A 14,386-nucleotide genomic window follows, 5' to 3' on the forward strand; every position below is an offset into this window, starting at 1 on the left:
CCATGAAGCCCGAACAGCTCCAGTCCGTCCGGGCCACGCTCCGTTCCCCGCGGCGCCTCAAGACCGAGGCCCTCGCCGGACTGGTGGTGGCCCTTGCCCTCATTCCGGAAGCCATCGCGTTCTCCGTGATCGCCGGCGTGGATCCCCGGATCGGGCTGTTCGCCTCCTTCACCATGGCCGTCACCATCTCCTTCGTGGGCGGCCGGCCTGCAATGATCTCGGCCGCAACTGGCGCCGTCGCCCTGGTGATCGCGCCGCTGATGCGCAGCCACGGACTGGACCACCTGATCGCCGCGGTTATCCTCGCCGGGGTGTTCCAGATCCTGCTCGCCGTCCTGGGCGTCACCCGGCTCATGCGTTTCATCCCGCGTTCGGTGATGGTGGGCTTCGTGAACGCGCTGGCCATCCTCGTGTTCATGGCCCAGCTGCCGGAACTGATCGGGGTTCCCTGGCCCGTGTATCCGCTGGTCGCTGCGGGCCTGCTGATCGTCGTCGGCCTCCGGCGGATTACGACGGACGTGCCGTCACCCTTGGTGGCCATCGTCCTCCTGACGGTCCTCGCCGTAGTGGCCGGCATCGACATTCCCACCGTCCAAGACAAGGGCCGGCTGCCGGAAAGCCTGCCGACGCTGTTTATCCCTCAGGTGCCCCTGACGTGGGAAACCTTCCAGACCATCGCCCCCTTCTCACTGTCCATGGCGCTGGTGGGGCTGCTGGAATCACTGATGACCGCCAAGCTCGTGGACGACATCACCGATACCCGCTCCAACAAGACCCGCGAATCCTTGGGCCAGGGCGTGGCCAACATCGTCACCGGTTTCCTGGGCGGCATGGGCGGCTGCGCGGTCATCGGGCAGACCATGATCAACGTCAAGGGTTCCGGCGCCCGGAGCCGGGTGTCCACCTTCCTCGCCGGCGCCTTCCTGCTGGTGCTGGTGGTCACCCTGGGCGACATCGTGGGCCTCATCCCCATGGCGGCGCTGGTGGCGGTGATGATCTTCATCTCGGCCATCACCTTCGACTGGCACTCCGTTGCGCGCTCAACGCTCAGGCGTATGCCCAAATCGGAAACTGCAGTCATGCTGATCACCGTGGGCACGGTGGTGGTCACGCACAACCTGGCGATCGGCGTCGGCGTCGGGGTGCTGGCAGCGATGGCGATGTTCGCCCGCCGGGTGGCCCATTTCGCCACCGTGGAGCGGACGGAAGTGGAGCTCAACGGCCGGACGGTAGCCACCTACACGGTGAACGGCGAACTGTTCTTCGCCTCCTCCAACGACCTCTACACACAGTTCAACTATGCCCGCGACGCCGGGCCGGACATCCACAGCGTTGTGATCGATCTGCACGCCTCCCACCTGTGGGACGCATCCACCATCGCCGCGCTCGACTCCGTCACGGAGAAATACCGCAGGCACGGCCGCGAGGTGGAACTGATCGGCCTTAACTCAGCCAGCATCCAAATGCGGGAACGGCTCGCCGGCAAACTCAATGCGGCGGAGTGAGGTTCACCACACTAATCACACCCTGAACCCATAGCTGACGCGGGCCAGCACGATGTGAACGACACGGCCCCGTTACCTGAATGTGACATTGAGCGAAGCCTCCCGTACGGTGGAAAACGTGCCATTTTCATCGAGGAGGCACTCCCGCGCTGATTGCCTAACTCTGCCGCAGCCCGAGGAACCAATCGAAAACCCATGTCCGGCAGAGACGGGGAAACCACTTTTCGGCCCGCTTGAAGCGGGCCTTGGGGTGAAGCCGCACGGTTCCTGACCACGCTCAGGACCGCGGCCGGGTGCCTCCCATCCGAATCCGACAGCTCACCTCGCAGGCATCGGGAGAGGCTTCTTCATGTCGTTCCGCTTTATTTCTGGCCGCCGTGCTGCGGCCATCCTTGCAGCATCCGGCCTGGCCTTCACTGGCAGCGTCGCGGCCAATGCCGCCAACGCTCCGGCCCAGCAGGCCCAGGCTCCCGCCGGCGTCTTCGCGACGGCAGGCCAGGTCCAGGCTCCCCTGAGCGCCGCTTCCAGCGTCAAGATCGACTTCGAGCGCCCCGCGGTCAAGTCCGCACCCGCCCCGGCGGTGGCAGCACCTGTCGTCGTCGCAAAGCCGGCAGTCAAGAAGGCTGCGGCACCTGCCGCCGCCAAGGTCGCCGTGAAGGCCGCGGCTCCCGCACCCAAGGTCGCCGTGAAGGCCGCGGCTCCCGCAACCAAGGTCGCCGTGAAGGCCGCGGCTCCCGCGCCGAAGGCGCCGGTCAAGGCTGCTGCAGGCGTCAACGCAGCCATGCTGGCCTCGGCTTACGCCCAGATCGGCATCACGCAGGACTGCACCGCCATGGTGGAGAAGGCCCTCGGCGCCGCCGGCATCCACGTGGGTGACCTCGCCCCGATGCAGTTCCTCAGCTACGGCAAGGTGGTTTCCACCCCGCAGCCCGGCGACATGGTGGTCCAGTCGGGCCACGTGGCCATCTACGCCGGCGGCGGGAAGGTCATCAGCGGCGGCATGAACGGCATCAACGCCACCATGGCCCACCCGCTCTCCTGGCTTACCGCCACCGGCCCCGTCACGTTCGTGCGCGCGGCCTAGCAGCCGCGCGGCCCGGCGGAACTGAATAAACCGCCGTGTTCCGCTGCCTTGGGGGCGGCGGAACACGGCCACCCCCCAAGGTGCTCCCACCTTTCCACAAGGACTGCGGAACACACTGGCTGTGCCTGATGAAAGACCGCAGTCTCCGGCTGCGAGTCAGGATCACCGGGTCCGGATTGTCCCCCATGCATTCCGGATCCGGCGCCTGCCTTTAAGACGGCAGCAACCCCGCCTCAGCCCCTGACCGTGCGGTTCCGACCCTGCGATTTGGCTTCGTAGAGGGCGACGTCTGCGGCTGCGATCACCTCGTCGAGATCGGCGGTTTTCGCGTTGTAGGTCGAAATTCCGTAGCTGACGGTCGGCATCCGCAGCAGCTCGGGAATGTGCTGCTCTGCCAGCCTCCTGCTAATTTCGCCCGCGATGATTTCCGCGCTCTTGGGGCCGGCACCGGGAAGCAGCAGGATGAACTCCTCGCCGCCGTAGCGCCCCGCGACGTCCGTGGACCGGACCGATGCGCTGCACGCTGCGGCAAACGCCTGCAGCGCCAGGTCCCCCGCCGCGTGGCCGAAGGTGTCATTGACCGATTTGAAGTGGTCGAGGTCGGCGAGGATCAGGGACCCGCCGCTATTGGCGGTCCTGCTGCGTTCCAGTTCCTCTGCGGCCGCCTCCAGAAAGGCGCCGCGGTTGAACAATCCCGTGAGCCCGTCCTGGGTGGCGACCGTCCGCAGCGCCCGGGTCTGCTGCTCGGTGCTCAGCCCCGCCATGCTGAAGGAAACCACCACCAGCAGCACCATGGTGACCATGGTGGTCACCGCGGACCCGAAGTAGGTGGTGAAAACAGGACCGTTCGGCCCTTGGATCAGGAACACCAGCAGGCGGCAGGAGTAGAAGAAGGCCACCCCGCCGGCCGCGATGGCCATGGGGATCCGCACCCGGGAGTAGCCGGGTTCAAGCCGCCACAGTTCGTGCGAAGCCAGCCCGATAAGCACGGCCATGGACGCCAGGAAAACAGCACCGCCGGCCCACGTGTTGGATCCCGGGCTGTCGACGCCGGCGGCGGCGCCGGCAATGACCGGCAGCGCCACGGACAGCCACAGGTTGTACTTCAGGTTCCGCAGGGACCGCGCCCCGGCCCAGACGCCTGCCGCGCCGGACACCAGAAGGAAGTTGCCCAGCGGATTGGCCCAGACCTGCTGCGGCGTGCCGTTGAGCAGGAAGGATGCCGAGCCGGAGAGGAACAGGAGGAGGGCGGCGCACCACCAGGCGCTGTAGGGCGAGCGGGTGCTGCGGAACGTTGAAAAGTAGAACAGCAACGCCAGAACCAGGGTCATCGCCGCGAAGGCAACCCGCAGTGTTGCCGTGTCTAGGATCATTCCGTCCCCTTGAATGCCGATCCAGTGCAATCCAGTATCGCACCGGGAACGATCGGGGCCCGGCCCGTGCCGCAGAAAATTTTGCCGGGCACGACACATTTGTCAGACATCAGTCATGAATTGGCCCGTTGCGGCGCTCCGGTGCCAGCATTATTGAATGCTTGAGGCAACAAAATACCCCGTATCCGCTCCCCCGGCCACGGAGGCCGGCGCCGCACCCCTGAACCCGGCCCTTGCCGCGGAAGCCAGGATTGCGCGCGTCGCGGTGACCGTCTTCCCCCTTCTGGTCCTCGCAGCGGGGGTCGCCGGCTTCCTGCTTCCCGGCGCCTTCAAACCCCTCGGCCCGGCGGTGCCGTACCTGCTGGGAATCATCATGTTCTGCATGGGCCTGACGCTGACGCCGCCGGACTTCACGGCCGTTGCCCGCAGGCCCTGGGCTGTGGTGCTGGGCATCGTGGCCCACTACGTCATCATGCCCGGGGCAGGCTGGGCAATCGCCACCCTTCTCCACCTGGAGCCCGCACTCGCCGTCGGCCTGATCCTTGTCGGCTGCGCTCCCTCCGGCACGGCCTCCAACGTGATGGCGTTCCTGGCCAAGGGCGATGTGGCCCTGTCTGTGGCGGTGGCCAGTGTATCCACGCTGATCGCTCCGGTGGTCACGCCCGTCCTGGTGCTGTTCCTGGCCGGTTCCTTCCTGACCATCGACGCGGGCGGCATGGTGCTGGACATCGTCAAGACCGTGCTGCTGCCGGTGGTGGCGGGCCTCCTGGCCCGGCTGTTCCTCAAGAACCTCGTTGCCAAGGCACTTCCGGCACTCCCCTGGGCGTCCGCCGTCGTTATTTCCCTCATCGTGGCGGTAGTGGTGGCGGGAAGTGCCAACAAGATCCTGGCTGCCGGTGGCATTGTGTTCCTGGCCGTGGTGCTGCACAACGGCTTCGGCCTGGGCCTGGGCTACCTCGCCGGCAAGGTGGGCCGCCTGGACGCCAAGGCACGCAGGGCACTCGCTTTCGAGGTGGGCATGCAGAACTCGGGCCTGGCGGCGACGCTGGCCACCGCCCACTTCACGCCGCTGGCGGCCCTGCCGTCGGCCGTGTTCTCGCTGTGGCACAACATCTCCGGTGCCATCGTCGCTGCCTGGCTGGCCCGCAAGCCCTTGCCCGGGAACCCCGAAGTGCCGGAGCAGCCGGAACTGCCCGTGCAGCAGAACGCCTAAGCGGGTACGGCTTCCTCCGAGCCTGCCGGGGCAAAGGCGCTGGCGGGCCTCGGCAGTCCGTAGTGCTCACGCAGCGTGTTCCCCGTGTACTGCCGGCGGAACAGCCCGCGGGACCGCAGGATCGGAATGACGTGGTCCACGAAGGCGTCAAGACCCGAGGGCAATACGGGCGGCATGATGTTGAAGCCATCGGCCGCGCCTTTTTCGAACCACTCCTGGATGGCGTCCGCCACCTGCTCGGGCGTTCCGGAGAAGGTGCGGTGCCCGCGCCCGCCGCCCAGCCTGCCGATGAGCTGCCGCACGGTAAGCCGCTCGCGCCGGGCGAGCTCCACAATCAGCGTGTACCGGCTCTTGGCCCCCTCGATCGCATCCTCAGAGGGAAGGTCCTCGGGCAGCTGCGCATCCAGCGGAAGGGATTCCGGCGAGACCCGCAGGACGCCGGCCAGCTGCTTCCTCGCGTGCTCGGGGTGGATGAGCTCATCGAGCTGCCTTTCCAGCCGCCGTGCCTCGTGCTCGGTGGAGCCGATCACCGGGACAATGCCGGGCAGGATCTTGATGTGGTCCGGGTTCCGGCCCGCGGCCGCCGTCTTCCGCTTCAGGTCGGCGTAGAAGCGCTGCGCCTCGGCGAGGGTCTGCTGCGCCGTGAACACCGCCTCGGCGTAGCGGGCGGCGAAGTCCTTGCCGTCTTCGGAGGAACCGGCCTGGACGATGACGGGGTGGCCCTGCGGTGAACGCGGCACGTCCAGGGGACCCTGGATCCGGAAGTAGCGGCCGGTGTGGTTGATGGCGTGGACGCGGGAGCTGTCCGCCCAGACGCCGTTGCCCTTGTCCCCGACAGCGGCGTCGTCTTCCCAGCTGTCCCAGAGCTTCCTGGCGGCGTCGAGGAATTCGGCGGCGCGCTCGTAGCGGCGCCAGTGCGCGGGCTGGTCCTCCAGGGAGAAGTTCCGCGCGGCTGCCTCACCCGCCGTCGTCACCACGTTCCACCCGGCCCGTCCGCCGCTGATGTGGTCCAACGAGGCGAACCTGCGGGCCAGGTTGTAGGGGTCGTTGTAGGTGGTGGAGGCGGTGCCGATCAGGCCGATCCGCTTGGTTACGGCGGCGATGGCACTGAGCAGGACCGTCGGCTCGAGCGTCCCGTACGGGCGCTGGCGCACGTCGCCGTGCAGCACGGGCGAGTCCGCGAAGAAGATCGAATCGAAGGTACCGCGTTCGGCGGTGCGGGCAAGCTGCTGGAAGTGTGCCACCTGCGTTCCCGCGAAGCTGTCGCTTTCGGGAAGCCGCCAGGACGCCTCGTGGTGTCCGGTGCTCATCAGGAAGGCGTTCAGGTGGAGCTGTCGTTCAGGCATGGTGTGGTTCCTTAAGTAGGGGGCGGGTCAGGCGGTCCGGGATCCGACGGCGGTCCGCCAGCGGGAGAAATGGCGTTCGACGCCGACCAGCAGGTAGTTGACCAGCAGGCCGAGCAGGGACACCGTGAGGATGCCCGCGTACATGTCGGGGATGAGGAAGCTCATCTGGGAATTGACGATCAGGTAGCCCAGCCCGGCCTTGGCGCCGACCATCTCCGCGGCGATCAGGACGAGGATGGAGGACGTGCCGGCCATCCGGATGCCGGTGAAGATGGTGGGTACGGCGGACGGCAGGATCACCTTCTGGAACAGCTGGAAGTTGGACAGCCCGAGTGAGCGGGCCGCACGGATCAGCAGCGGGTCAACAGTCCGGACGCCGGCGATGGTGTTCAGCAGCACCGGGAAGAACGCGGCGTAGGCCACGATGCTGATCTTGGAGGTCTCCCCGATGCCCAGCAGCAGCGTGAACACCGGGAGCAGGGCCAGCGCGGCCGTGTTCCGGAAGACCTCCAGCAGCGGGTTGAGGAAGCGGTCAAGGGCGCCGTACCAGGCCACGAGCAGTCCGAGGGCCACGGCGGTGACGACGGCGATGCCGAAGCCGCTCCCGGAGCGGCTGAGGCTGGCGGCTAGGTGGTTCTGCAGCTGGCCGTTTGCGATGAGCGTACCCAGTGCCTCGAGCACCACGTGCAGCGGCGGAAGGAATACCCTCGTCGATGCCGGCGCGAGGTAGGTGGGTCCCAGTTCCCAGAGCAGGAGGAACAGGATGATGGCGCCGGCGCCCCAGACGGCTTTGCCGCCCTGCAGGGCGTACAGGCGCAGCCTGGCTGCCGGTGTCTTGCCGGGGCCGGGACGCAGGGCCGGATTCCGCTGGGCCGTTGTCTTGTGCTGGGCCGGGGCTTCCCCGGCAGCGGACGCGGGACCGGTGCGGGTTTCCGCTTCCGTGGTCAGTGTTGGCGTGCTCATCAGGCTGCCTTTCCGGTGGTGATGGTCCTGGTTTCGTCCGGCGCCGTTCCGTCCGGCTGGATCTTTGCGTGCCCGGCTTCCTGGGCGCGGCGCACCTCGTCATGCAGCAGCGACCAGACCTCGTGCCGGTGTTCCACGAAGGCCGGGTTGGAGCGGACATCCTCGTCACCGGAGCGGTTCCCGAGGTCGATGTCCACGATTTGCTTCAGCCGTCCCGGCCGGGAGCTGAGAACGGCCACGCGCTGGCCGAGGTACACGGCCTCGTCGATGCCGTGGGTGATGAAGATGATGGTCTTGCCTGTGGTGGCCCAGATCCGGAGCAGTTCGGTCTGGAGCTGCTCGCGCGTCTGGGCGTCCAGTGCCGCGAAGGGTTCGTCCATCAGCAGGATGTCCGGCTCGTAGGCCAGGCTGCGGGCGATGGCCACGCGCTGCTTCATGCCGCCGGACAGCTCGTGCGGGTAGCGGTCTTCAAATCCGCCGAGGCCCACAAGCCCGAGGTATTCCCGTGCCTTCTCGGCCCGTTCCCTGCGGGTGTAGCGCTTCCCGTCGCTGCCCACGCCTTCCAGGCCGAAGGACACGTTGGCGGCGGCCGTGCGCCAGGGGAACAGCGCATACTGCTGGAAGACGACGGCGCGGTCCCGGCCCGGGCCCGACACTTCCCGGCCGTCCACCAGCACCTGGCCGGTGTCCGGCTTGGTGAGGCCGGCCAGGAGGTCCAGGAGGGTGGTCTTGCCGGAGCCGCTAGGGCCCACCAGCGTGACGAATTCACCTGCGGAGACGTCGAGGGAGATGCCGTCCAGGGCGGTCAGGACCGCCCCTTCCGGGTTGTCCCTGCTGGGCCGCACCGTGAACTTCTTGGTGATGTTTTGAAGGCTGATTTTCGGTATCGGCCCGGTTCCGGAGGTCATGGGGTGCTTCCCTTCAGCAGGTCGTTCAAGGCGTTTGGTGTCCACCATGAGAGCAGAGATGGACCACCGCCTGAAGAGCACAGTCACGAGGGGAAACGGGGCGTAACCTGCCGGCCGGGGCCGCGGATGGCGGCCGCCGGACGCGCGGGGACTTCAAAGCAAACAATGCGTAAAGGCTGGCGTCTTCCGGGGACACCGGATGACGCATGGCGACAGAAACAGGCCGCGACGGCGGCTGATGTTGCGGCCCGCTACGGACCGTGACACGCAGCCGCCGCCCGGGCCCTGGGCCGGGCGCGGACAGGCCGAAGGTCCGATTGTTACGCGGCTGCCGGTTCCTGGAAGCTGGTTCCTGGAAGACGGGCTCCTAAAAAACGGGGATCTGCTCGGCAAACGCGCCGGCCGCGGACAGGATCTCGTTCAGCATCTGCAGCGCGCCGCCGCCGAACAGGGCATGTCCGCTGAGGCGCTTCCAGGAAGGGCTTTCTGCGGCCCTCGCCGCGTACCCCGCAATCCGGTCCATGAGCAGCGCAACGGCCTGTTCGGCCTGCACCGATTCGGAGATGACCACCTGCGCGATGCCCCGCCTGGCCAGTTCGGCAATGGCGTGGTCCTCTTCCTCAGTGGTGGGCAGGACGCCCACGATCACGCCGTCCGCACCGCCGGCCAGCATGAACTGCCGCCAGGACTGGCCGAGCAGGATGACCGGCTGGTAGCCGTGCCGCGGAAGTATCGCGGCGGCGGCCGTGGCGAGCGCCCGGTCCGGTGGCCATTCCAGGTCGTCAATGGCGATGGCCACCAGTTCCGTCCGTCCGCGGCGCATTCCCCGCGCCGCCTGGTTGGGCACGTAGCCAAGATCGTCGACGGCGGCCATGACGCGTTCCTGCGTTGACGGGCTGATCCGGGTGGTGCCTCCGGTCCTGCCGGACAGCACGTAGGACACCGTCGTCAGTGAGACCCCGGCCCGTTCGGCAACGTCCCGGATGGTGGGGCTGGACATGCTCCTCACTGTTTTCTCCTAATCACTCGGTGTGCGGATGTATTGCCTGGCCTTCGAGCTGCTCCGCATCCCACGGCGGTTCCGCGGCCATGTCCACGCCGGTTCCGGATGCGGACCTGGGGGCGACGGTCACCTCCGCTGCAGGAACTTTCGCCTGCCTGCTGATGCCCTCGCGGACGCTCTCCACGGTTTCATCGCCGAGCAGCGGACCCGTGTAGCTGATGCTGAGCTGCCCGCCCTGTGCCACGGTGCTGTAGTTGCCGAGCGCGTCGGAGACGATGCCCTCCCTGTCCACCGCAGCCGACACCGCGCCGGGATCCGCTGCGGCAACACTGAAGCGCAGGTCGTGCACCAAAACCGGCAGGACGTAGAAGTTCTTCACGCCCAGTTTCCGGGTGTCCTCCTCGGTGACTGCCCGTACGATGGTGCGTCCGTCGTCGGGCGTGGCCGTTGCCGGAAGGGCCACGGTGACCTCGGGGACCATCTGCAGCAGCACAGCGGGTTCGAGCACATCAGGCGAGATGGCGGACAGGACAGTGCCCCGGGCCGCGGCGGCCGCATCCAGCCGCTTGCGGATGCCCGTGACGTCGGCGTCCAGCCCGGTGTGGACGGCGATCACCACCCTGCGCCGGACCATCAGGCCCTCATAGCTGACGGTGGGCCGCCCGTTCCCCAGATCCTGGCCTTCCTCCGCCTGCGCGAGGACCCGGTCCGCGGCGGCGGCGGTGCTTGCGGGCGGGGTGGGGGCCGGGTTTGCGGCGGGGCTGGCCTGGACACCGCCGGTGCAGCCGGCCAGGGAGAAGGCCAGCAGCACCGCCGGTGCGATCAGGAGTGTCCGCTTCATGTCAGGTCCCCGCCGGGTAGGCCAGCTTGTACTTCGATGCGTAGTACCCCTCGGGCCGGGTTTCCACCACCGGCTTGTCGGCGTTGATGGGATCGTTGTTCCGCAGGTCGCCCACGGAGAACTGGACCATCATGTCGTGGTCCTCGTGCACGAGGTTGTGGCAGTGCACCATGTACCTGCCGCCGACGTGCTTGCCGGTGTCGAACTGCATGAGGACCGTGACGGACTCGTTCTCGCCCGCATAGAAGACGTCCTTCGGTCCGCCTTCCCAGGCGAAGGGCTTGCCGCCGTTGGTGTTCCGGGCAATGACCTTGCCGTCGATCAGGTGGATGTGGACCGGGTGGAACCAGCCGCCGGACTCATTGACGATGGTCCACTGCTCCACCTGGTTGCGCTGCGGGTTGGCGAAGCACCGGGTGAAGTTGGATTTCTCCACGTCATCCCAGGTCTCCCCGTTGATGGTCCATTCACCGCTCTGCCGCTGAACCCGGAGGATCCTCTTGGCCACGGCCATGTCAGGGGTCAGCTTCATGGTGTCCAGCCCGCCCGTGGCGCGGCTTGGGTGCGGGCCTGGGTCCAGCGTGGTGGGGATGGAGCTGATGGTGCGTGATCCGGGCTGGGCGGGGGAATCGGCCACCACCTGGAACTTCATGACCTTGCCGGTGTTGGCGAAGTTCACGTTGTTCTTGTTGCTCAGGTTCAGCAGCTCCACGGACTGGCCCGGCTTGTACTTCCGGAAGTCGATCAGCACCTCGTATCGCTCGGCCGTGCCCTGCCGCCACGAGGACACCGCCTGCACCTTGGGGGTCATCCCGGCGTCGGTGCCCACCACGTGGAACGGGTCGCCGTTGGACAGGGCGAAGCGGTAGGAACGGGTGATCGAGCCGACAAGGAACCGGAACCGGTAGATGCGCGGCTTGACCTTCATGGTGGGCCACGGCACCCCGTTGACCATGATGATGTCCCCCCACAGGCCGGCGTGGCCGTTGTCGTTGTAGCCCAGGGAACCGTCGGCGTTCAGCATCACGTCCGAGACCAGGATGGGCACGTCGAACTCGCCCTGGGGCAACTGCGCCCGCTCGGCGGCGTTGGTGATCGAGTAGATGGAAGCGAGTCCCGAGTACACGCCCTGAGCCGTCAGCATGTGGTTGTGGTCGTGGTACCAGAGCGTCCGGGCCGCCTGCCAGTTCGGATAGCGGTAGTTCTTCACCTTGCCGGGTGCGGTCCGGTCGTTGGCGTACCCGTCGTACTGGGGCAGCGACGCCGAACCGTGCAGGTGCGTGACGGTGTTGAATGTGTTCGGGTACAGCAGGCCGGTCGCAGGCAGGCGGTTGCTGATCCTCAGTTCGCTCCGGGTGCCCTGCTGCACGCGGACGGTGGGGCCCGGGAAGATGCCGTTGTACCCCGCAAGGGTGGTGCTGAGGCCCCGTGCGATCTGGGCCCTGCCCAGTTTTTGGTTCAGGGCATACTTCGCAAACGGCGTGCCGTCTCGGTCCCGGCCGGTGGCGTAAGGAAGCAGTTCCGGCGGACGCCGGAAGGCGGTGGTGAACGGAACCGGCATGTTCGCCGGCGCAAGCGTGCTTGGCGTGGTGACCGCTGCCTCGGCGCCGTCCGCGCCACGGCGACCCGGGACACCGGCGAGCGCCGGCCCCGCGTTCGATGCCGTGACGGCGACTGCGCCGCCTAACAGGCTTAGTTTCAACACGTCCCTCCGTGTTGTTGCCATGACGTCCTCCCAGCTGGTTGTGATGGCCTCAGCGCCGGCGTCGGCGCCGGCCAAGAGTAGAAACACAGTCATGGTGCGACGTGCGACTCCAGAAAACCTTGGGAAGCGGCGTCCACGGGCGCCCGGCCCACCTGAATAGGTGGGAGCGGCTGCCATTGCGAACACGGCGGGGCGGAAGGACCCCGCGGCGGCTCGGCCGCGGGGGTTGGTCCCCCCACAAGGGTGAATGGGGACTCATTCGGGGGTGTACCCGCCGGGCGTATATCCAAGCTCTTTGTTTGATGCTTGCCGTGGTTGGGGGCAAATCTCCTGGCTTGGCCTGGAAGGTTCTGGGGGCCATCTTGAGCACCGAAGGAGTCATCATGTTTGCGAAATTCCACCGCACACGGGTCAGGGGCGGACTGGCAACTGTTGCCGCCGGCGCCCTGCTGACCGCTGCCTTGTCGCCGCTGGCTGCCGTGCCGGCGAGCGCCGCCACCGCAGGGGTGGGTCCCGTGGATCCGTCCAACGGCTTTCCCACCTGGTTTTCCGACGGCACGGTGAAACTGCAGCTCTGCTACATGGCCGGTGCCGGGTGCCTCTCCGAACCGCCGGACCCGACTGCACCGGCGTCATATCCGGACAACTTCCCCGAGGAGGCGTTCTGGTTCAACGCGTCCGCCACCGGCGGCAATCTGCGGCTCTATGAGGCAGGCCTCGAAGGCGCCCACACCAACGGCGTGGTGGAACCGGGCCAGCAAATGGGATTCGCGCGGCTCCGCTTCCTCGTGGACAACCTCGTCCCCAATGCCTCATACACCATCACCCACCCTTACGGCGTGAACGTTCTGACTGCCGCGCCTGACCCCAAGAACGCGTCCCTGGGCAGGATCAAGACCACCATCGACTCCGGCGTCTGCGCGCCCAGCCCAACGGCACCGTGCGACTGGGCCGGAGTCGGCGCAGCCTTCCTGGGTGACTACAAGGCCGGCAGCACCGCCACCTTCCTCCGGCAGGTCGGCGCCGCGCCCGGCACGTTGGGCGATATCAACACAGCACGGGCGGTCACCGGCGCACCATCGGGAACGAACGCCGTCGTCATCACCGGCCCCAACGCCGGCGGCCCGGGGATCAACACACTCACCGTCAGCACCTTTACGGTGCAGGGACTGCTAGCCGAAGGGTCCGACGGCGCCCCCGCCACGCCGGATCTGGCGGCAGCCAGTGACAGCGGACGTTCCGCCACGGACAACATCACCAGCGTCACGGCACCCACCATTACCGGTGCCCTGCCGGCAGGAAGCACCGCCCCCGTGCAGCTGATCGTGGACGGCGCGGCAACCCCCGTCGCCACCACCCTGGCCGGCGGAAACTACTCGGCCCGGCTGGCGCCGCTCGGCCAGGGCGTCCACAAAATACAGTCCAGGACGGCAAACCCGGCCTACATCGCGGACCCGCTGACGGGAGTTGTTCCGGCAGGCGTTCCGCAGTTCCTGACCTCCCCGACGCTGACATTCACCGTGGACAGTGCTGCGCCGGTTGCCTCGGTCATCGCACCGTTCCCGTCAACGCCCACGTTGGACAACACGCCCACGCTGAACTTCAGCAGCGAAGCCGGCGCCCGGTTTGAATGCCAGCTGCTGCCGAGCAACGCCGATTGGGACCCCACTTGCGCGGCACCCAAAACCTGGGATGCGCAGGCCAACGGGACGTACGTCTTCAACGTCCGGGCAACGGATGCCGCCGGCAACGTCAGCGCCGTAGCCAGCCGGACGGTGCAGATCGGCCCGGCAGACACGGTGGCTCCAACTGTCACGGGCAGGACACCCGCCTCGGCCGCCACCGGTGTGGGTACCGGAACCAGCGTCACAGCCACTTTCAGTGAGTTCGTCCAGGGTGTCTCCGGCAGCACGTTCACGCTGAAGAACGCCGCCGGCGCCACGATTCCTGCGACGGTGACCTACGACCCGGCCACCCGGCGGGCAACGCTCGACCCTACAGCCCTGCTCACCCCGAACACTGCCTACACCGCCACCCTGACCGGCGGCACGGCCACCATCCGCGACCTGGCCAACCGGCCGCTGGCTTCAACCAGCTGGCGGTTCACCACCAGCACCGCACCTACTGTGAGCTCCCGGGCTCCGGGAATCAACTCCACCGGCGCCCTGCGGACCGCCAACATCACGGCTACGTTCAGCAAGCCGGTCAACGGCGTCAGCACGGCCACCCTCACCCTGAAGAACGCCGCCACCGGCGCCGCCATAGCAGCCACGGTCACCCGCAACGGAACCACCAACCAGTGGATCCTCAACCCCGCAGCCACCCTTGCTGCCAGCACCAGGTACACCGCCACCATCACGGGCGGCCCCTCAGCAGTACGGGATGTGGCCGGCACGCCCCTGGCCAGCACGGCCTGGAGCTTCACCACCGGCACCCGCTGAGCGC

General features: G+C 67.4%; 11 protein-coding genes and 1 riboswitch. Of the genes, 4 read left to right on the forward strand and 7 right to left on the reverse strand.

Features of this window, described 5'->3' with window-relative positions; genetic code table 11:
- Positions 1-2: 2 nt before the first annotated feature.
- On the forward strand, positions 3-1,505 hold the full coding sequence (locus ACFTSA_RS21905; RefSeq protein WP_377954016.1) for a SulP family inorganic anion transporter: 1,503 nt from the start codon (positions 3-5) through the stop codon (positions 1,503-1,505).
- 180 nt (positions 1,506-1,685) lie between these two features.
- Positions 1,686-1,851: riboswitch (cyclic di-AMP (ydaO/yuaA leader) on the forward strand.
- A gap of 3 nt (positions 1,852-1,854) precedes the next feature.
- Positions 1,855-2,589, forward strand: coding sequence for an NlpC/P60 family protein (locus tag ACFTSA_RS21910; protein ID WP_377954018.1), 735 nt, complete (start codon positions 1,855-1,857; stop codon positions 2,587-2,589).
- Between the two features lie 233 nt (positions 2,590-2,822).
- Here the strand turns inward: ACFTSA_RS21910 and ACFTSA_RS21915 are convergent, their stop codons facing one another.
- On the reverse strand, positions 2,823-3,962 hold the full coding sequence (locus tag ACFTSA_RS21915; RefSeq protein WP_377954019.1) for a diguanylate cyclase: 1,140 nt from the start codon (positions 3,960-3,962) through the stop codon (positions 2,823-2,825).
- 157 nt (positions 3,963-4,119) lie between these two features.
- Between ACFTSA_RS21915 and ACFTSA_RS21920 the strand changes: the two genes are divergently transcribed.
- Positions 4,120-5,175 (forward strand): bile acid:sodium symporter family protein, encoded by a 1,056-nt coding sequence (locus ACFTSA_RS21920; protein WP_377954020.1) that lies wholly within the window; start codon positions 4,120-4,122, stop codon positions 5,173-5,175.
- On the opposite strand, the gene ACFTSA_RS21925 is transcribed toward ACFTSA_RS21920, so the two are convergent.
- The 6 genes from ACFTSA_RS21925 to ACFTSA_RS21950 all read right to left on the reverse strand — a co-directional run bounded on the left by ACFTSA_RS21925 (position 5,172) and on the right by ACFTSA_RS21950 (position 12,034).
- Complete coding sequence (locus ACFTSA_RS21925) at positions 5,172-6,521, reverse strand: LLM class flavin-dependent oxidoreductase (protein ID WP_377954022.1); 1,350 nt, start codon at positions 6,519-6,521, stop codon at positions 5,172-5,174. The genes ACFTSA_RS21920 and ACFTSA_RS21925 overlap by 4 nt on opposite strands.
- Positions 6,522-6,548: 27 nt before the next feature.
- Positions 6,549-7,484, reverse strand: coding sequence for an ABC transporter permease (locus ACFTSA_RS21930; protein ID WP_377954024.1), 936 nt, complete (start codon positions 7,482-7,484; stop codon positions 6,549-6,551).
- On the reverse strand, positions 7,484-8,392 hold the full coding sequence (locus tag ACFTSA_RS21935) for an ABC transporter ATP-binding protein (RefSeq protein WP_377954026.1): 909 nt from the start codon (positions 8,390-8,392) through the stop codon (positions 7,484-7,486). The genes ACFTSA_RS21930 and ACFTSA_RS21935 overlap by 1 nt, the downstream gene beginning before the upstream one ends.
- A 367-nt stretch (positions 8,393-8,759) precedes the next feature.
- Positions 8,760-9,392 carry a LacI family DNA-binding transcriptional regulator gene (locus ACFTSA_RS21940; RefSeq protein WP_377954028.1) on the reverse strand — a complete coding sequence of 211 codons (633 nt, stop codon included), beginning with the start codon at positions 9,390-9,392 and terminating at the stop codon, positions 8,760-8,762.
- Positions 9,393-9,414: 22 nt separating this feature from the next.
- On the reverse strand, positions 9,415-10,236 hold the full coding sequence (locus ACFTSA_RS21945; RefSeq protein WP_377954030.1) for a hypothetical protein: 822 nt from the start codon (positions 10,234-10,236) through the stop codon (positions 9,415-9,417).
- Between the two features lies 1 nt (position 10,237).
- The gene (locus tag ACFTSA_RS21950) at positions 10,238-12,034 is read right to left on the reverse strand and encodes a multicopper oxidase family protein (RefSeq protein ID WP_377954032.1); all 1,797 of its coding nucleotides are present in this window, start codon (positions 12,032-12,034) and stop codon (positions 10,238-10,240) included.
- Between the two features lie 290 nt (positions 12,035-12,324).
- On the opposite strand from ACFTSA_RS21950, the gene ACFTSA_RS21955 reads away from it, so the two are divergent.
- Positions 12,325-14,382, forward strand: a complete 2,058-nt coding sequence (locus ACFTSA_RS21955; protein WP_377954034.1) for an Ig-like domain-containing protein — start codon at positions 12,325-12,327, stop codon at positions 14,380-14,382.
- The last annotated feature ends 4 nt before the right edge of the window (positions 14,383-14,386 follow it).

The organism is Arthrobacter sp. NPDC057013, from assembly GCF_042674585.1.
Taxonomy (GTDB): Bacteria; Actinomycetota; Actinomycetes; order Actinomycetales; family Micrococcaceae; genus Arthrobacter.